The 17,144-nt window shown below is 71.9% G+C and carries 17 protein-coding genes; 4 read left to right on the top strand and 13 right to left on the bottom strand.

Annotation, left to right across the window (positions count from 1 at the left end):
- Position 1: 1 nt before the first annotated feature.
- Positions 2 to 1,285: a phosphoribosylamine--glycine ligase gene (purD, locus tag ABD262_RS14285; RefSeq protein ID WP_344137425.1), complete on the bottom strand. Its 1,284-nt coding sequence runs from the start codon at positions 1,283 to 1,285 to the stop codon at positions 2 to 4.
- 285 nt (positions 1,286 to 1,570) lie between these two features.
- Here purD and ABD262_RS14280 point away from each other — a divergent pair, with 285 nt between their 5' ends.
- The 3 genes from ABD262_RS14280 to ABD262_RS14270 all read left to right on the top strand — a co-directional run bounded on the left by ABD262_RS14280 (position 1,571) and on the right by ABD262_RS14270 (position 6,402).
- Positions 1,571 to 2,695, top strand: a complete 1,125-nt coding sequence (locus ABD262_RS14280) for a helix-turn-helix transcriptional regulator (protein ID WP_344137422.1) — start codon at positions 1,571 to 1,573, stop codon at positions 2,693 to 2,695.
- A 124-nt stretch (positions 2,696 to 2,819) separates the two neighbouring features.
- Entirely contained in the window at positions 2,820 to 5,057 is a 2,238-nt protein-coding gene (locus tag ABD262_RS14275) for a HelD family protein (protein ID WP_344137419.1), read from the top strand.
- Between the two features lie 160 nt (positions 5,058 to 5,217).
- Positions 5,218 to 6,402 carry a hypothetical protein gene (locus ABD262_RS14270; RefSeq protein ID WP_344137416.1) on the top strand — a complete coding sequence of 395 codons (1,185 nt, stop codon included), beginning with the start codon at positions 5,218 to 5,220 and terminating at the stop codon, positions 6,400 to 6,402.
- Between the two features lie 62 nt (positions 6,403 to 6,464).
- On the opposite strand, the gene ABD262_RS14265 is transcribed toward ABD262_RS14270, so the two are convergent.
- The 12 genes from ABD262_RS14265 to ABD262_RS14210 all read right to left on the bottom strand — a co-directional run bounded on the left by ABD262_RS14265 (position 6,465) and on the right by ABD262_RS14210 (position 15,520).
- The gene (locus ABD262_RS14265; protein ID WP_344137413.1) at positions 6,465 to 7,019 is read right to left on the bottom strand and encodes a DUF402 domain-containing protein; all 555 of its coding nucleotides are present in this window, start codon (positions 7,017 to 7,019) and stop codon (positions 6,465 to 6,467) included.
- 90 nt (positions 7,020 to 7,109) lie between these two features.
- Entirely contained in the window at positions 7,110 to 8,411 is a 1,302-nt protein-coding gene (locus tag ABD262_RS14260) for an adenylosuccinate synthase (RefSeq protein WP_344137410.1), read from the bottom strand.
- 97 nt (positions 8,412 to 8,508) lie between these two features.
- Positions 8,509 to 9,348: a hypothetical protein gene (locus tag ABD262_RS14255; protein ID WP_344137407.1), complete on the bottom strand. Its 840-nt coding sequence runs from the start codon at positions 9,346 to 9,348 to the stop codon at positions 8,509 to 8,511.
- Positions 9,349 to 9,618: 270 nt separating this feature from the next.
- Positions 9,619 to 10,023 carry a DUF3151 domain-containing protein gene (locus tag ABD262_RS14250; RefSeq protein ID WP_344137404.1) on the bottom strand — a complete coding sequence of 135 codons (405 nt, stop codon included), beginning with the start codon at positions 10,021 to 10,023 and terminating at the stop codon, positions 9,619 to 9,621.
- The gene (fbaA, locus tag ABD262_RS14245; RefSeq protein WP_344137401.1) at positions 10,020 to 11,048 is read right to left on the bottom strand and encodes a class II fructose-bisphosphate aldolase; all 1,029 of its coding nucleotides are present in this window, start codon (positions 11,046 to 11,048) and stop codon (positions 10,020 to 10,022) included. Before fbaA ends, ABD262_RS14250 begins: the two co-directional genes overlap by 4 nt.
- Positions 11,049 to 11,207: 159 nt before the next feature.
- Positions 11,208 to 12,494 (bottom strand): RNA polymerase sigma factor, encoded by a 1,287-nt coding sequence (locus tag ABD262_RS14240; protein ID WP_344137398.1) that lies wholly within the window; start codon positions 12,492 to 12,494, stop codon positions 11,208 to 11,210.
- A complete protein-coding gene (locus tag ABD262_RS14235) occupies positions 12,491 to 12,850 on the bottom strand; it encodes a YciI family protein (RefSeq protein ID WP_344137395.1) in 360 nt (119 codons plus the stop codon). Before ABD262_RS14235 ends, ABD262_RS14240 begins: the two co-directional genes overlap by 4 nt.
- The gene (locus ABD262_RS14230) at positions 12,847 to 13,209 is read right to left on the bottom strand and encodes a YciI family protein (protein ID WP_344137393.1); all 363 of its coding nucleotides are present in this window, start codon (positions 13,207 to 13,209) and stop codon (positions 12,847 to 12,849) included. Before ABD262_RS14230 ends, ABD262_RS14235 begins: the two co-directional genes overlap by 4 nt.
- An 8-nt stretch (positions 13,210 to 13,217) precedes the next feature.
- Entirely contained in the window at positions 13,218 to 13,580 is a 363-nt protein-coding gene (locus ABD262_RS14225; RefSeq protein WP_344137391.1) for a YciI family protein, read from the bottom strand.
- A gap of 54 nt (positions 13,581 to 13,634) precedes the next feature.
- Positions 13,635 to 14,297: a TrmH family RNA methyltransferase gene (locus ABD262_RS14220; protein WP_344137388.1), complete on the bottom strand. Its 663-nt coding sequence runs from the start codon at positions 14,295 to 14,297 to the stop codon at positions 13,635 to 13,637.
- Positions 14,290 to 14,700, bottom strand: coding sequence for a VOC family protein (locus ABD262_RS14215; protein ID WP_344137385.1), 411 nt, complete (start codon positions 14,698 to 14,700; stop codon positions 14,290 to 14,292). The genes ABD262_RS14220 and ABD262_RS14215 overlap by 8 nt, the downstream gene beginning before the upstream one ends.
- A gap of 43 nt (positions 14,701 to 14,743) precedes the next feature.
- Entirely contained in the window at positions 14,744 to 15,520 is a 777-nt protein-coding gene (locus ABD262_RS14210; protein WP_344137382.1) for a polysaccharide deacetylase family protein, read from the bottom strand.
- A gap of 223 nt (positions 15,521 to 15,743) precedes the next feature.
- Between ABD262_RS14210 and ABD262_RS14205 the strand changes: the two genes are divergently transcribed.
- Positions 15,744 to 17,057: an acyltransferase family protein gene (locus ABD262_RS14205; RefSeq protein ID WP_344137379.1), complete on the top strand. Its 1,314-nt coding sequence runs from the start codon at positions 15,744 to 15,746 to the stop codon at positions 17,055 to 17,057.
- Positions 17,058 to 17,144 lie beyond the last annotated feature (87 nt).

Genomic DNA, 17,144 nt, shown 5'->3' with positions numbered 1-17,144 from the left:
CTCAGCCGACGTGCAGCTCGTCGCGCTCGGCCGCGAGCGCGATGTCGGTGCGGTGGTGCGAGCCCTCGAGCTCGAGGTGTTCGACCGCCTCGTAGACGCGCTCCCTCGCCTGGGTCAGGCTGTCGCCGAGCGCCACGACCGACAGGACGCGCCCTCCGGCCGAGACCAGCGTGCCGTCGTCGGCGCGAGCGGTGCCCGCGTGGAGCACGTACACCGACGGCACGTCCGAGGCCTCCTCGATCCCGGTGACGGGGTCACCGGTGCGCGGCGTGCCGGGGTAGTTGTGCGACGCCAGCACGACGGTCACGGCGTGCTGGCCGGACCACTTGAGCGCACCGACGGAGTCGAGGTCACCGGTGGCGGCGGCCTTGAGCAGGCCCCCGAGCGGGGTCTTCAGGCGAGCCAGCACGACCTGGGTCTCGGGGTCACCGAAGCGCGCGTTGAACTCGATGACCCGCGGGCCGCGCGACGTGACGGCCACCCCGATGTAGAGCACCCCGGAGAAGGGCGTCCCGCGCCGGGCCATCTCGTCGACGGTCGGCTGGGCGACCCTCGTGACGAGCTCGTCCACCAGGGATGCGGGAGCCCAGTCCAAGGGGCTGTAGGCGCCCATCCCACCGGTGTTGGGGCCCTGGTCGCCGTCACCGACCCGCTTGAAGTCCTGCGCCGGCGCGAGGGGGACGACGGTCTTGCCGTCGCAAAGGCAGAACAGCGACACCTCGGGCCCGTCGAGGAACTCCTCGACCACCACCGTGCCCCCGTCCTTGGCCAAGCAGGCCTTGGCGTGGGCGAGGGCCTCCGCACGGTCGTCGGTCACCACGACGCCCTTGCCGGCCGCCAGCCCGTCGTCCTTCACGACGTGCGGCGCCCCCAACGCGTCGAGCGCGTCGGCGACCTCGTCGAGGGTGGTGCAGACGCGCGCCATCGCGGTCGGCACGTCCGCCGCCGACATCACGTCCTTGGCGAAGGACTTGCTTCCCTCCAGCTGGGCGGCCGGCGCCGACGGCCCGAAGGCCAGCAGCCCGGCGTCGCGCACGACGTCGGCGACCCCGGCCACGAGCGGCGCCTCCGGGCCGATCACCACGAGATCGACGGTATGCCGGCGGGCCAGCTCCACGATGGCCGCGCCGTCGAGGACCCCACCGGGAAGGGCCTCGCACAGCGCGATCGCATCCATCCCGGGGTTCCCGGGGGCCACGATCACCGCGTCGACCTCCGGGTCGGCACCGAGGGCCTTGACGATGGCGTGCTCGCGGGCACCGGTACCGATCACGAGAACCTTCACGGGTCCAGCGTAGAGAGTCGCCTCGACCTGGGCCGACCCGGACGCGCGCGCCGTGCGAAAGGGGCCGGACATGAGTGCGCGGCGTCCCGGGGAGGCAGGGGGGACATCTCCCGGGGACGCCGCGCAGCCGACGTGCGGTCGCCTGGCGGGGGAACCTGCAACCATGCACGTGGGTCGACGCTGTCGACTGAATCAAGAGTGGACCATGGTCGGCCCGTTGGTAAAGCCCAGAGGTGTCGGACTTGCGCCATTGACGGAATCTCGCCAGAGGGCAAGCATGTGGGCATGTCGGACGACAGTCGGACGGACGAGGCCGCCCACGCGGCGGCCGCGGAGGTCGCGGACGCGGTCCTCACCAACGGCCTGAGCCCGGGGCGGGGCGCCGGGCTGGGCGCCGGTCAGGGCTCCAGACTCCCTTCCGGCGTCGCCGCCGGGCTCGACCTCAAGGTCGACGTCGAGGAGGCCGAGGGCACCGTCACGCGGGTCTTCCTGGCGGTGCTCCAGCACCAGGAGCCGACCAGGTCCCTGCTCATCGCGCAGGGAATGAAGGCGCCCCTGGTCGATCACTCGCTCGACGTCCTCGGCAGCCGTGGCCTCGTGCGACTGCATCCTGGCGGCGCCATCGAGGTGGTGCCCCCTGACATCTCGCTGCCCGCGCTCGCCCTCGACTACGAGAGACGGGCTCGTGAGACCCGCTCCGCCGCGCACGAGCTCGCGCAGGTCTACTTCCAGGCCAGGTCGGCCTCCCGCACCCCCGACGTGGGGACCGTCCGGATCCTCAACTCCCTGGACGAGATCGCGGCGGTCACGGCCGAGGCGGTGGCCGCCGGCACGGAGCGGATCCGCACCTTCCGCTCGCTCTCGCCGCGCACCCGAGCACTCTTCGCCAGCCCGCTCCACAGCCATGAGGAACCCAGCCGGGGGGTCGGCGGCAACGTGCTCGACTACACGACCGTCTACGACACCGACGTGCTGGAGATCGACGGCGCGCTGGAGATCCTCGAGGCGCGCGAGCGCGGCGGGGAGCGGTTCCGGTTCACCTCGGCGGTGCCCTTCTCCGCGGTCATCGTCGACGAGGCCGTGGCCATCGTCGACGTCAGCGCCTTCGACCCCTCCGGCTTCGGCTCGGCCGTGATCCGGGCCCGGTCGATGGTGCTGGCCCTGATCGCGCTGTCGGACCACCTCTGGGACCTCGGCTCGCCCCTCACCACCGGGGGCGTCACCACCGAGCGGCGCGACCAGCTGATCCTCTCGCTGCTCGCCGCCGGGGCGCCGGACGCGACGATCGCCCGCCAGGCCGGGGTGTCCCAGCGCACCGTCGAACGGCGGGTCCGGGCCCTGATGGACCAGCTCGGCGCGGGCACCCGCTTCCAGGCCGGGGTGCAGGCCGCGCGCCGCGGAATGGTCTAGTGCGCGGCGGTGCTCATCCTGCTCGCTAGACTCGTGCGTTCCCCGTGGGGAGCAGCCGCACCACAGCCTCGCCTGACGGCGGGGCAGTGGGCGCCATCAACGACCAGCCAGAAAGCAACGCACCGTGACGGGATCGGACCACTCGAGCGCGCAGTCCTCGAATGCCAAGGCCTCCAGCGCAGAGGTCGCCCGTGAGATCGCCATCGAGCAGGCCCACGTCGACCTCGTCTACGGCGAGCTCACCAAGGCCCAGGCGCGGGCCGGCCTGATCGAGGCCGACGGCCTGGCGCGCGGTCGCACCGACCGCACCGGCGACGTGCGAGACGAGGAGCTGACCGGCCTCTTCGAGCGGGACGCCCTGGTCTTCAACGCGGCCCGGCGACGCTCGACCCTCGACACCCAGTACGAAGGCCTGGTCTTCGGCCGGCTCGACCTCGACCACGCCCTGTCCGACGCGGCGAAGCCCTCGGACCGCGAGACGCGCTACATCGGCCGGCTCGGCGTGCGCGACGACGACTACGAGCCCCTGGTCGTCGACTGGCGCGCCCCCGCGGCCGCCGCCTTCTACCGGGCCACCCCGGTCGAGCCCATGGACGTGCTCCGTCGGCGCGTGCTGCGGTGCAAGGGCCCCGACGTCGTCGGTGTCGAGGACGACCTCATGGTGCCCGAGGCGCCCGACGACCTCGTCGTCGTCGGCGACGGTGCCCTCCTGGCCGCCCTGACCCGCAGCCGGGGGGCCCAGATGCGCGACATCGTCGCGACCATCCAGCGACACCAGGACGAGGCCATCCGCGCCTCGGCCCGTGGCATCACCGAGATCACCGGCGGACCCGGCACGGGCAAGACCGTCGTCGCCCTGCACCGCGCGGCCTACCTGCTCTACTCCGACCGGCGCCGGTTCGAGGCCGGCGGCATCCTCGTGGTGGGCCCCTCCTCCGCCTACACGGCATACATCGAGCGGGTGCTCCCCTCACTCGGCGAGGAGTCGGTCACGCTGCGCTCACTGGGCGACGTCGTCGACGGGGTCACCGCCACCAGGCTCGACACCCCCCGCGCCGCGGCGATCAAGGGCTCGCTGGGGATCCGGCGCCTGCTCGCCCGGGCTGCCGCCGACGCGCCGCCGGACGCCCCCGAGACGTTCCGCGCCTTCGTCAACGGCAAGGCCGTGCGGGTCGACGCCCCGGTCCTCGACCGGATCCGGGCCCAGGTGCTGCGCAACCACCAGCGCAACCTGGCGGCCAAGGCCGTGCAGAGCGCCCTGGCCGAGGCTGCGTGGGCGAGTGTGCGCGACGGCGACCGGGCCGAGTTCATGGACCGCTTCGAGGACCACCTCGAGGTCGACGCCTTCCTCGCCACCTGGTGGCCGCAGGTCGACCCTCGCGAGGTGCTGCTCTGGCTCGCGGACCCCGAGCGGGCTCGGCAGCACGGTGCCGGCGTCCTGTCGCCGAACGACTGCGACGTGTTCGCCGCGTCCATGCAGCACGCCCTCGAGGTCGGCAGCTGGTCGGCCGCCGACGCCGCGCTCATCGACGACCTGGCCGCCCGGCTCGGACCCGTGCAGGACGGTCCGGCCGAGGAGCGCGGGTTCTACGAGATCGAGGAGTTCGAGGACGTCTCGCAGTTCGGAGTGGCCGAGGTGCGGGCCGGCAGCGACTCCCGGGCGGTCGGCACGAAGTCCTCCCGCACGGCTCCCACCGACCCGCGCGAGCTCTTGCTCCAGGGCCGCATCGAGGGCCCCGGCGAGTACGCCCACGTCCTCGTCGACGAGGCGCAGGACCTCTCGCCGATGCAGTGGCGCATGCTCGGGCGCCGCGGGCGGTACTCGTCCTGGACCGTCGTCGGCGACGCGGCCCAGGCATCCTGGCCCGATGCCGTCGAGGCCGGTCGCGCCCGCGAGGAGGCCTTCGGCACCCAGGAGCGCCGGCTCTTCCACATGGACACCAACTACCGCAACGCCCGGGAGATCTTCGACTACGCGGCCGAGGTCGTGCGCGCCCACGTGCCCGATGCCGACATCCCCCAGGCGGTGCGGGAGACCGGTGTCGAGCCGGTCGACGTCGCCGTCACCGCGGGTGGCTGGCTCGCCGCCGCCACCGCGGCCGTGGAGTCCCTCCTCGACGAGGTGGAGGGTTCGATCGCGGTCATCACCCCCAGTCGGTATGCCGCGGAGCTGGCCGGGCTGGGCACGCTCAGCGACCGCGTGGGCGTCATCGACCCGATGTCGACCAAGGGCCTGGAGTACGACGCCACGCTGATCGTCGACCCCGACGAGATCACGGCCGAGTCGCCAGGCGGGGTGCGCGTCCTCTACGTCGCGCTCACCCGGGCAGCCCACCGGATGACGGTGCTGCGTCCTGCCTGAAGGCGTTCACACCTCGCAGTGATGGCTTCTGACCGAAGTGTCCGAGATGGCTAGTCCCTTCGGTGGTGCCGGGCATGTCCTTTACGTTTCCTATGCCCAATCTGGGTAGTTTCTTGACCAATGCGTCTCAGCGGGAGGCCCATCCCCTGAGAGGCAATCGATGACGTCTGCACGCACCCGGACCGGGCTCACCCTGGCGCTGGCCTGCACCCCCTTGCTGATCGCCGGCGCCGCCCACGCCGAGACGGCGTGCGGCACCCCGGCGGTGGCGGCGGTCTATGACACCGTCCACACCGACGCGGTCAGCCACGTCGAGCTCAAGTGGTCGACCACGGTCGTCGACACGCCGGGAATGGTCGCCTGGGACGAGCCCGACGTCGTCGTGCCGGCCACCTTCAAGACCGTCACGGTCGTCGACAAGGAGGCCTGGGACGAGACCGTCGTCGACAAGGAAGCCTGGGTCGAGACCGTCGTCGACAAGGAAGCCTGGGACGAGACGGTCGTCGACAAGGAAGCCTGGGTCGAGACGGTCGTCGACAAGGAAGCCTGGGTCGAGACGGTCACCGATGCCTGGTCCTACAACCGCTACGTGGTCACCCAACAGGCCTCGTACTACCGGGTGAACCAGTGGCGGTACCGGAACATCTTCGGCAACACGCTCTACTACGACTGGTATCGCGAAGGCACCAGCCCGAGCGGGAGCGGGTGGAGCCTGACCGGCAACTACTACTGGGGTGAAGTGCCCGAACAGGGCTACTGGGAGACCGTTCCCGCAGTCACCCACCCGGTCTACCACCCGGCCGAGACCCACGTGGTCAGCCATGACGCCGAGACCCACATGGTCACCCACCCGGCCGAGACGCACGTCGTCACGCACGAGGCGCAGACCCACGTCGTCGCCCATCCGGCGGTGAGCCACGAGGAGCAGGCCGTCGACGTGCCCGAGCACAGCATCCCCGGAGAGCACCACGACGCCGTCGCGGAGGTCTCCCACCAGGACTTCCAGTGGGCGGCCACGTCGCCCGGCGAGGCATGGGTCAAGACCGACGAGTCGCGCACCGTCATCGACACCGCGGCGACCGACACCCCGGTCCTGGTCACGCCGGCCGTCTCGGCGGGCGACGCCTGCCCGACGCCCACCGTCACGGCTGACAGCGACGCCGGAGACGGCGGAGCCGGCGGCAGTGGCAAGGGGACCGACCCCGCGCCGGCTGCCGCGTCGGCCTCGGCCGTGCCCGCCCTCGCACACACGGGGGCCGACGGCACCGCCGAGCTGCTCGCCCTCGGCGGCGCACTCGTCCTCGCCGGTGCAGGGCTCAAGCGAGTGGTACGCCGCCGCGCCTGACCCACGGCTTCGACCTCCGGGGCCCAGCCGTGACGAGCTCGTCACGGCTGGGCCCCGGGCCGTCAGCTTGACCGCAGGGACCGCAGGACCGCGCGCCAGGGGTTGGCCCTGGCGTCGGCGAACAGCGCTGCCTCCGCACGGATCTCGTCACCCACGCGGGCGCACTCGACCTCGGCTGCAGCGACCAGGTCGGGCGGGTAGCCGTAGGTGACCTGGTGCTCCGCGAACTCGTCCTCGTCGTCGACGTACCAGCTGCCGTCGAAGCGCCGGATCACGTCGAGGTCGAGGTCCACGGCCGTCACCACTGCTCCGTCCCAGACGGGCACCGTGGTGATGTCGACGTAGAGCTCGAACTCCTGCTCGGGGTGATCGGTGTAGAACATCGCCGTCAGGCCCCGGTCCCGCGGGACGAACAAGACGTTGTCAGTGATGCTGACGAACGACTTGGGTCCTCCGGACCACTGGTTGCCGACGGCGTCGCCGAGCCAGTCGCCGTGGTCGTCGGCGCCGAGGTAGACGACGTCCGCACCGTGGTGCCGCTGTCCACCCCACTTGGTGAACTGCACCCGCACGGGGGAGCCGGGCTCGAACCTCGGCCGACGCACTGGCTCAGACACCGCGCACTGCCTCCTCAGGCACCGCGCCCTCCTCAGGCACCGCGCCTTCCTCAGGCACCGCACCTTCCTCGGACACCGAGCACCGCCCGGTCAGGCGCCGAGCAGCGAGTGCCGGCTGATGATCTCGTCGCGACCCGGTCCGACCCCGATCGCGGAGACCCGGGCGCCGATCAGCTCCTCGAGGCGCAGCACGTAGGCCTGCGCGTTGGCGGGGAGCTCCTCGAAGCTGCGGCAGGTGGAGATGTCCTCCCACCAGCCGGGCAGCTCCTCGTAGATCGGCTTGGCGTGGTGGAAGTCGGTCTGGTTGACCGGCATCTCGTCATGCCGCACACCGTCGACGTCGTAGGCGATGCACACGGGGATGGTCTCCAGCCCGGTGAGCACGTCCAGCTTGGTGACCACGAAGTCGGTCACCCCGTTGATGCGGGTGGCGTAGCGGCCGACGACGGTGTCGACCCAGCCGCAGCGGCGCGGACGCCCGGTGGTCGTGCCGAACTCCGCCCCGGTCTTGCGCAGGAACTCGCCGTTGGCGTCCTCGAGCTCGGTCGGGAAGGGGCCCTCGCCCACCCTGGTCGAGTAGGCCTTGAGGATCGCGATCACGGTGTTGACCCGCGTCGGCGGGATGCCCGACCCGGTGCAGGCCCCGCCCGCGGTCGCGTTGGACGACGTGACGAAGGGGTAGGTGCCGTGGTCGACGTCGAGCAGGGTCGCCTGGCCGGCCTCGAGGAGCACGGTCTTGCCCTCGTTGAGGGCCTGCTCGAGCACCAGGGAGGTGTCGGCGACCATGGGACGCAACCGTTCGGCATACCCGAGGAGCTCGTCCATCACCTCGTCGACCTCGACGGCACGCCGGTTGTAGATCTTGGCGAGGATCTGGTTCTTGTAGGCGAGCGCGGCCTCGACCTTCTGGCGCAGGATCTTCTCGTCGAACAGGTCCTGCACGCGGATGCCGTTGCGCGCCATCTTGTCGGCGTAGGTGGGGCCGATGCCCCGGCCCGTGGTGCCGATCTTGCGCGACCCGAGGAACCGCTCGGTGACCTTGTCGAGCACCCGGTTGTAGGGCGCGATGATGTGGGCGTTCGCGCTGACCAGCAGCCGAGAGGTGTCGACACCACGCGCCTCGAGGCCGTCGAGCTCCTCGAAGAGCACGGCCAGGTCGACGACCACGCCGTTGCCGATCACCGGCGTGCAGGTCGGGGTGAGGATGCCCGACGGGAGCAGGTGCAGCGCGTACTTCTCGCGCTTGCCGTCCTTCTCGATGACGATGGTGTGGCCGGCGTTGTTGCCACCGTTGAACTTCACGACGTAGTCGACGTCGCTGCCCATCAGGTCGGTGGCCTTGCCCTTGCCCTCGTCGCCCCACTGGGCGCCCACGAGCACGATTGCCGGCATACCCGCACCTCTCCGTGTCTGTGTCGGTGTCCGCGTCGATCGAACTGGTCATGCGGCAGGCCCCGCGGTGTTCGCACGGGGCCCGTACCGGGAAAGGCTACCGGTCGCGGTCCGCCAGCGGGGAGTCGAGACCGCCCGTGGACGCCGCCAGGCCGAGCTGGAAGCGGGTCTGCACCCCGTGCCTGGCCATCAGGACGGCCACCCGCCGCCGCACCGTGCGCAGGCTGCACCCGAGGTAGCGGGCGATCGACTCGTCCTTGAGCCCGAGGCCCAGGAGCTTGACCAGCCGCTGGTCGTCGTCGTGCTCGTCGTCCGGAGAAACCGGAAGCGCGCGGTCGAACGCCCGGTCGAACAGCTGGATGAAGGCCGCGACCAGCATGGGGTCGCGCACCATGACGTAGCTGGACCCAGGGTTGCCCCACTCGCTCACGGCGACCAGCGAGTGCTCGTCGAAGATGGCGAACTCGCTCGGGGGCGACAGCGACAGCCGCTGCTCCTCCCCGACCGCAGCGAACGACCGCACCCACGCCCGGCCCTGCTCGGTCTCCATGATGTCCATCGGGTAGATGGTGCGTTGCCGGAAGCGTCCCTCGGCCAGCAGGTCCTGGTTGAGCCGGTAGTTCTCCTGCTCGACCCCCGCACCGGCGTCGACCACCATGGTGCAGACCCGGCTGAGGTCGGTGGTGTGCTCGATCAGGTAGCGCAGCAGTGGAGCCGCCATCTCGGGCCGCAGCGGCTCCAGCACGTGGCCCGCTTGCGGAGGGCGGGCCGGGCCGCCCTGGGCGGTCAGCTCGTAGAGCGCGTAGCGCACCTCAGCCAGCTCGGCGCGCCGCGCGTCGATCTCTTCCTCGCCCCGTTCGAGGATGGCCATGAGCCGGTCGAACGGATCGGTGAGCAGCCGCTCGACCTCGTGCGCGCGGTCGTTTGCGCTGGTCACAGGCTTTCCCCCACCCCGAGACGGCATCATCTGTCCTTTGACAGCATAGTGCCAGCACGCCTCGGCGCCGTCATGCAGAATGGCCGGACGCTGCTCGTCAGGCGGCAGGGGACGACGTGACGAGCAGCCACGTGGACCACGGTCCACGGCACAGGGGGCGACGCCGGGGGAATGGATCCAAGGGTCCGGTCCCCCGGCGTCACTGTTCGTCTCCAGCCGGCCGCAGACCGGGCTCGCAGGGCTCCGGCTCGCCGGCGCCCCGGAACGCGGTCAGAGACCGAGCTCGCGGGCCCCGGTCATCGAGGAGTCGCGCAGGAACTGCGCGCACCGCAGCTCCTCCTCGGTCTCACCGATCGCGCCGGCGGCGCGGGACAGCGCAGCGAGCGAGCGGAGGAACCCGCGGTTCGGCTCGTGCTCCCAGGGCACCGGACCCTGGCCGCGCCAGCCGTTCTTGCGCAGCGAGTCCAGCGCGCGGTGGTAGCCGGTGCGCGCGTAGGCGTAGCCCTCGACGGTGCGTCCGTCGGCGAGCGCGTCCTCGGCCAGGGTCGCCCAGGCCAGCGACGAGGTCGGGTGGGCCGCGGCGACCTGGTCTGCGGCCACCCCGTCCTCGAGCTTCGCGGCGGCGGGGTCGACGGGGAGCCTGGTCTCGGGGATGCCGAGGAGGTTGTCGCTCATGCGTGGGTGCCGGCCGAGCGCAGGTTCTGGCAGGCCTCGACCACGCGGGCCGCCATGCCGGCCTCGGCCTCCTTGCCCCAGGCGCGCGGGTCGTACTGCTTCTTGTTGCCGACCTCGCCGTCGATCTTCAGCACGCCGTCGTAGTGGGCGAGCATGTAGCCGGCCACCGGGCGGGTGAACGCGTACTGGGTGTCGGTGTCGATGTTCATCTTCACGACGCCGTAGTCGACCGCGGCGGCGATCTCCTCGGCCGTCGAGCCCGACCCACCGTGGAAGACGAGGTCGAACGGTCGGGCGTCGGCGCCGAGGCCGAGCTCACGGGCGGCCGCCTCCTGCGCGGTCTTGAGGATCTCGGGGCGCAGCTTGACGTTGCCGGGCTTGTAGACGCCGTGGACGTTGCCGAAGGTGAGGGCCGTCAGGTAGCGGCCATTCTCCCCCGCGCCGAGCGCCTTGACGGTGGCCACGGCGTCCTCCGGCGTGGAGTAGAGCTTCTCGTCGATCTTGCCCTCGACACCGTCCTCCTCGCCGCCGACGACACCGACCTCGATCTCGAGGACGACGTGGGCGTCCTTGGCCAGGGCCAGCAGCTCGCGGGCGATCTCGAGGTTCTCGTCGAGCGGCACCGCGGAGCCGTCCCACATGTGCGACTGGAACCAGGGGCTGCCCCCCGCCCGGACGCGCTCGGCGCTCGCGGCGAGCAGCGGCCGGACGAAGCCGTCGAGCTTGTCCTTCGGGCAGTGGTCGGTGTGCAGCGCGATGTTGACGTCGTACTTCTTGGCGACCTCGTGGGCGTAGGCCGCGAGGGCGATCGACCCGGTCACCATGTCCTTGACCGTGGGGCCGGAGAGGTACTCGGCGCCACCGGTGGAGACCTGCACGATGCCGTCGCTGCCGGCCTCGGCGAAGCCCCGGATCGCGGCGTTGAGGGTCTGCGACGACGAGATGTTGATCGCCGGGTAGGCGAACGAACCGGCCTTGGCGCGGTCCAGCATGTCGGCGTACACCTCGGGGGTGGCGATGGGCATGGGAGTCTCCTTCGACTGGCGGGTGTGCGACTCTGCGGCGTCCTTGCGTCGTCGCCGATCTTTGCACGACCCGAGCGCAGCCGGACACCCGTGTCTCAGCGTGGTTCGAGGTCCGTGCGGAGGTCCGGGCCGAGGTTCGTGCAGAGCCCCCGCACCGGTTCAGCTGGTCGCGTCGCGAAGGGCCGCGCGGCGCTCCTCGAGCAGGGCCCGCTCGGCGTCGTTGCCGCACCGCTCGATGGCGAGCGCGTATGCCGCGTCGGCGGCCTCGGTGTCGCCGGCGCGGGCCAGCAGCTCGGCCCGGACCGACGGCAGCCGGTGGCTGTGCGCCAGGTCGTCGTCGAGCCCCGCCAGCGCGGCGAGTCCCTCACGCGGTCCCCGGGCCTCGGCGACGGCCACAGCCCGGGCCAGCCGGGCGCTGGGGGTGGGAGACAGTGCCACGAGGTCGTCGTAGCGCGTCACGATGCGGTCCCACCGGGTGGCTGCGGCGCTGGGCGCGGTCGCGTGCTCGACCGCGATCCCGGCCTGAACGGCATACCCGGCTGCCTGGACGCTGAGCGGTCCGGTGAGAGCGGCCGAGGACGCGAGCGCGACACCCTCGTCGATCTCGTCGCGGTGCCACCGCGACCGGTCCTGGTCGGGCAGCAGGACGATCGCGCCGTCGGCGTCGACGCGGGCGTCGCGCCGCGAGTGCTGCAGGAGCATCAGCGCCAGCAGCGCGACCAGCACGGGCTCCTCCGGGCGCAGCCTGAGCACGACCCGCACGAGGCGGATCGCCTCCCCGGCCAGGCCCGTGCGCAGGGCGTCCGGTCCCGAGCCGGGGGCGTACCCCGCCGTGAAGGCGAGGTACGCGGTCTGGGCCACCGCGTCGAGCCGCTCGGGCAGCACGTCGGAGGACGGCACCGCGAACGGGATCCCGGCGGTCACGATCTTGCGCTTGGCCCGGGTGACGCGGGCCGCCATGGTGGCTTCCGGCACGAGGAAGAGCCGCGCGATGTCGGCCGTGCTGACGCCGAGCACCAGGCGCAGGGCCAGCGCGCTGGCGGCAGCCGGGTCGAGGGCCGGGTGGGTGCACATCAGCACCAGTCGCAGGAGGTCGTCCTCCACGAGGTCCCCGGGGTCCGCGAGCACGGGCGACCCCTCCTTCCCTTCGGCCTCCACGACGAGCAACGGCACCTTGCGCTGTGCCATCGCCTCGGCCCGCAACCGGTCCAGGACGCGTCGCCGGGCCGCGGTGTGCAGCCAGCCGACGGGGTTGTCCGGGGTGCCGTCACGGGCCCACCGGCGCGCTGCCGTCTCGACCGCGTCGGCCAGGGCGTCCTCGACCAGGTCGAGCCGACGGAAGCGCGCGAGGAGCAGCGACGTCAGTCGTCCCCACTCCTCGCGCACGACCGTCGCCAGCACCTCGGCGGACGGTTCCGGCGTCGTCTCCCCCGGCCGGTCGGTCACCGGCTCTCGTAGCCCTCCACGCCGACCACGGAGCGGATCTCGAGCGTGTAGGCCCGGGGCAGCAGCTTGGCCGCCGCGATGGCGGCGTCGAGGTCGGGCAGCTCGACGTCGTAGTAACCGCCGATCTGCTCGGTCAGCTCCACGAACGGCCCGTCGGTGACGACGTCGGAGGTTCCGTCGCGCCTGATCGTCGTGGCCAGGTCGGCATCGCTCAGCGCCCCACTGGACAACCGCTCACCGTGCTGCTCGACGTACTCCTCGAAGGCGTGGTGGGCGTCGAAGTACTCCTGCCGCACCGCCTCGTCCGCGCCGTCCCAGTGGCCCGGCTCGTAGGCGATGAGGACGACGTACCTCACGTCTCGCGGTCCTCGGGCGTGACCACTCGGCGCACCTGCACACCGTCACCCAGGGCCGCGATGATCTGGCAGCAGTCGACCAGGTCGTCGAGGTCATCGGTCTCGACCTGGTAGAAGCCACCGACTTGTTCGGTCACCTCTGCGAAGGGACCCTCGGTCGCGGCACCCCCACCGGGTGGGATGCGGCGTCCCTCCGACGTGGCGTGCAGCTCGGCACCTCCCGTGATCTTGTGGCCCCGCTTGCCGAGCTCGTCCGCGAAACGGGCGTACTCGGCATACCCGTCCTGGCGCTGGTCCATGCTCATGGTGGTCCACCAGCGGTCGGCGTCACCGACGATCAGCACGACGTACTCGGTCATGGCCGGCCTCACATGCCCTCGACGAGCTGGCGGATCTCGATGGCGTCGTGGAACGGAGTGGCGAGGAGCCGCCCGCAGACCTTGGCCAGGTCGTCGGCGTCCGAGGTCTCCACGACGTAGTAGCCGCCGACCTGCTCGGCGCTCTCGGCGTACGGGCCGTCGGTCAGGGACACGTCGTCGAGGGCGGACCCCCGGACCACCCGCGCCTGCCCCGACGGGGTCAGCTGGGCGCCGCCGGTCATCTTGTGCCCGCGCTCGGCGAGCAGCTGGACGAACTCGCCGTGGGCGGCCGTCAGCTCGGCACGCTCCTCGGCGGAGGCCGACGCGTAACGCCCTTCGTCGGTCGGCAGCAGGACGATGTACTGGGTCATGGTGGTTCCTCTCATCGGTGGGTGCTTCCACCCTGATGACGAGCGAGCGGGGTGCTAATCGACAGCCTGCCCGAAGATGTTGCGTCGCACCCAGGCATGCATGGCAATCGCCGCCGCTGCGCCGGCGTTGATCGACCTCGTCGACCCGAACTGCTCGATGTGCAGCACGACCTCGCAGGCTTCGCGCATGGGTGCGGACAGCCCGGGGCCCTCCTGCCCGAAGACGAGCACGCACTCGCGCGGCAGGTCGTGGGTCTCGAGCGGCACCGACCCGGGCAGGTTGTCGATCCCGATGAGGGGTATGCCGCGTGGCCGGCCCTGCGCGTCGGTACCGGCCGTTGCGGCCCAGGCGACCAGGTCGTCGACGGTGGGGTGGTGGTGCTCGTGCTGGTAGCGGTCGGTGACCATCGCCCCGCGGCGGTTCCAGCGACGCTTGCCGACGATGTGGAAAGCCTTGGCGTTGAACGCGTTCGCGGTCCTGATGACCGAGCCGATGTTGAAGTCGTGGCCCCAGTTCTCGACGGCCACGTGGAAGTCGTGGCGGTGGGTGTCGAGGTCCGCCACGATCGCGTCATGCCGCCAGTAGCGGTAGGCGTCGATGACGTTGCGGCGGTCACCGTCGCGCAGCAGCTCGGGGTCCCAGTGGTCGCCGGTGGGCCACTCCCCCGCCCAGGGACCGACCCCGACCTCTTCATCAGCGCTCGTCACCTCAGTCATCGAGCTCCTGGAAGAGGGTGAGCTGGACGCCGGCCGGCGCCGCGAGCCTCGCGTTGCGTGAGCGCCACGGCGTCTCGGTGGGCGGCGCGATGAGCTCGGCCCCGGCGGCGACGGCCTCGGCGGTGACCTGCTCGGCGTCGTCGACCTCGAGCGCGACGCGGAAGTGCGGCGCGACCCGTCGACCGACCTCGACCTCGTCGATCATCTCGACCTGGGCGGTGTTCGACAGCTCGAGCGTCGCGCGCCCCGCGTCCAGGATCGACACCTGGGCGCCCCCGTCACCCGCGTAGGCCTCCTGGACCGGCATACCGATGACGTCGCGGTAGAAGCGCAGCGCGGCCTCGTAGTCCTCCGCGTGCACCACCAACCGCAGCTGGCGGACCGTGCCTCCGTGCGAGCTCATGGCCCAAGCCAACCACGGGTGACGCCACCCACGGGTGAGGCCGTCAGACGCCGGTCAGCTCGCTCACCGTCACGAACCGCAGGTGCCTCGCGAGCACGGCCTCGAGCAGGTGCGGGAGCGCAGCCACGGTCGCGGACCGGTCGAAGCTCTGGGGGTGCGGGCCGTCGAGGTGTCCCCCGTCGTGGCAGAGCAGGATCGAGCCGGGAAGCACCCGCTCCGCCATGGCGGCGACCGCCGCGGACGGCGGGCCGAGGGCCAGGTGGTGCTCGAGGCAGTCGCTCCAGAAGATGCTCCGTGACCCCTCCTGGCCCAGGACGTCCGCCACCGTGCCGCTGGTCCAGCCGTGCGGGGGCCGGAACAACCGGTTCGGGGGCGCCCCCGCGCGCACGAGGCTCTGGGCGCCGAGGTCGACCTGACGCTGCACGACGCCCGGGGGCTGGCGGTCGAGCCAGAGGTGGTCCTGGCTGTGGTTCGCGACCTGGTGGCCACGCCGGACCACCTCGGTCACGAGCTCGCCGTGCTCGACGACGTTGCGCCCGATCATGAAGAACGTGGCCGGCACGCCGAAGTGCTCGAGGACCTCCAGGACCTGGGGGGTGGAGGCGGGGTCGGGGCCGTCGTCGAAGGTGAGGGCGACCACCCTCTTCCGGGTGTCCACGCAGCTGATCGACCGGGGATCGACGCGCGAGCGCGAGTGCGGGTCGATCGTGCGCGGCTGACGGCCCCCCGCGTGGGCGGCTCCCGGGAACAGCGCGGTGGCGACGCCCGTGGCGAGCGCGCCGGCCAACACGGCCCTGCGCGTCGGCAGTGGTCTGCCCATGGCCCACCCCCCGGTGTGCGCTGGCCCCATCCCCCGACGAGGTCCTGGCCCGACGGTCCCACGCGCGGCCACCAATCGACACCAGCGTTCAGATGAGTGCCGGATCGTGATGGTGCGGCCCGGCTGCGCGGGCACCACCGCGTCGCGGACGGCCCGTCGTGACCACAGCGGGTGGGCACTTGTACTCAAGCGGCGCCTGCCCTGCGCGAGGCACGCTCGACCCATGGACCCCAGCGCCCTCGTCGCCGCCACCCCCGCTGACCGCAACCGGGTGGTCGACTTCCTGCGTGCCGCCGCCATCGTCACCGTCGTGCTCGGCCACTGGCTGATGGCCGCGGTCATGGTGCGCGACGGCTCGCTCGTCCCGAACGCCGTGCTCAACATCGCGTCGTGGAGCCACCCGCTGACCTGGGTGTTCCAGGTGATGCCGCTGTTCTTCATCGTCGGCGGCTACGCGAACGGCCTCTCGTGGCGCTCGGCCCGTCGGCGCGACGACAGCTACGCCACGTGGCTGCGGGCCCGCCTGCGGCGCCTGGCCGCACCCGTGCTCCCCCTCCTCCTCGTGTGGCTCGTGATCGTCTCCATCGCGTATGCCGCGGACGTCCCGACCGCGACGCTGCGCACTGCCTCGCAGGTCGCCCTCGTGCCCACCTGGTTCCTCGCGGCCTACATCGGCGTGGTGGCCTTCGCGCCGCTCCTGCTCGCCGCCTGGCAGCGACTCGGTTGGTGGAGCGTCGGCGCCGGGCTCGTCCTGGGAAGCCTGGTCGACTGGTGGAGCATCGCCGGGGACAACCTGTGGGTCGGTTTCGCCAACTACCTCGTCGTCTGGGCGACGGTGCACCAGCTCGGGTTCGCGTGGCTCGACGGCGCGCTGGCCGGTCGGGGCCGGCGGGTCGCGCTCGCCGGCGTGGGCCTGGTCGGACTCGTGACGCTCGTCTGGGCCGGCCCCTACCCGATCTCGATGATCGGGGTCGACGGGGCGGTCCTGAACAACTCCTACCCGACCCGGGTCACGTTGGCCTTCCTCGGCATGATGCAGGCCGGCGTGGTGCTGCTCGCCGAACGCCGGCTGACCCTGCTGATGGAGCGGCCGAGGCTCTGGGCAGTCACGGTCATGGTCAACCTCCGCATCATGTCCGTCTACCTCTGGCACCTGACCGCGATGGTGCTGGTCATCGGGATGTCCTTGCTGGCCGGCGGGTTCGGGCTCCACACGGCGCCCCTCAGCGCTTCCTGGTGGGTCACCCGACCGGTGTGGTTCGCTGTGATCGCCGTCGCGACGTCCGGGCTGGTGCTGTTGTTCGGCAGGTTCGAGTCCCCCGTGCGCGACCGCCGCCCGGCCCCCGCCGCCTGGCGGCCAGTGGTCGCGACCGCGGCGATGTGCGGGGGGCTGGGGGTGATGGCGGCTTCCGGCCTGGTCGCTCGGGACGGCATCCACTGGGTGTGGCCGCTCCTGCCCATCGCGGCCGTGGTCGGGCTCGGCGTCGTGCCGCTCCCGGGTCGCCACCACCGTCAGGACGCCGCGCTGCAGCCCTGAGCCGGCTCCCCACTGGTGACGGGCAGGGCCGTGGTGCCGCCGTCGTGGTCCCGCCGTCGTGGTCCCGCCGTCGTGGTTCGGCCGCCG

The sequence above is a fragment of the Pedococcus bigeumensis genome (assembly GCF_039531795.1).
GTDB lineage: Bacteria > Actinomycetota > Actinomycetes > Actinomycetales > Dermatophilaceae > Pedococcus > Pedococcus bigeumensis.
The sequence above is the reverse complement of the archived record's forward strand: the minus strand, read 5'-3'. Positions and strand labels throughout refer to the sequence as shown.

Excerpts from the sequence above, each read along its gene's own strand:
- ABD262_RS14260 (WP_344137410.1), bottom strand. The coding sequence starts at position 8,411 with ATGCCGGCAATCGTGCTCGTGGGCGCCCAGTGGGGCGACGAGGGCAAG.
- ABD262_RS14220 (WP_344137388.1), bottom strand. The coding sequence starts at position 14,297 with ATGACTGAGGTGACGAGCGCTGATGAAGAGGTCGGGGTCGGTCCCTGG.
- ABD262_RS14215 (WP_344137385.1), bottom strand. The coding sequence starts at position 14,700 with ATGAGCTCGCACGGAGGCACGGTCCGCCAGCTGCGGTTGGTGGTGCAC.
- ABD262_RS14280 (WP_344137422.1), top strand. The coding sequence starts at position 1,571 with ATGTCGGACGACAGTCGGACGGACGAGGCCGCCCACGCGGCGGCCGCG.
- ABD262_RS14270 (WP_344137416.1), top strand. The coding sequence starts at position 5,218 with ATGACGTCTGCACGCACCCGGACCGGGCTCACCCTGGCGCTGGCCTGC.
- fbaA (WP_344137401.1), bottom strand. The coding sequence starts at position 11,048 with ATGCCCATCGCCACCCCCGAGGTGTACGCCGACATGCTGGACCGCGCC.
- ABD262_RS14210 (WP_344137382.1), bottom strand. The coding sequence starts at position 15,520 with ATGGGCAGACCACTGCCGACGCGCAGGGCCGTGTTGGCCGGCGCGCTC.
- ABD262_RS14225 (WP_344137391.1), bottom strand. The coding sequence starts at position 13,580 with ATGACCCAGTACATCGTCCTGCTGCCGACCGACGAAGGGCGTTACGCG.
- ABD262_RS14250 (WP_344137404.1), bottom strand. The coding sequence starts at position 10,023 with ATGAGCGACAACCTCCTCGGCATCCCCGAGACCAGGCTCCCCGTCGAC.
- ABD262_RS14230 (WP_344137393.1), bottom strand. The coding sequence starts at position 13,209 with ATGACCGAGTACGTCGTGCTGATCGTCGGTGACGCCGACCGCTGGTGG.
- ABD262_RS14205 (WP_344137379.1), top strand. The coding sequence starts at position 15,744 with ATGGACCCCAGCGCCCTCGTCGCCGCCACCCCCGCTGACCGCAACCGG.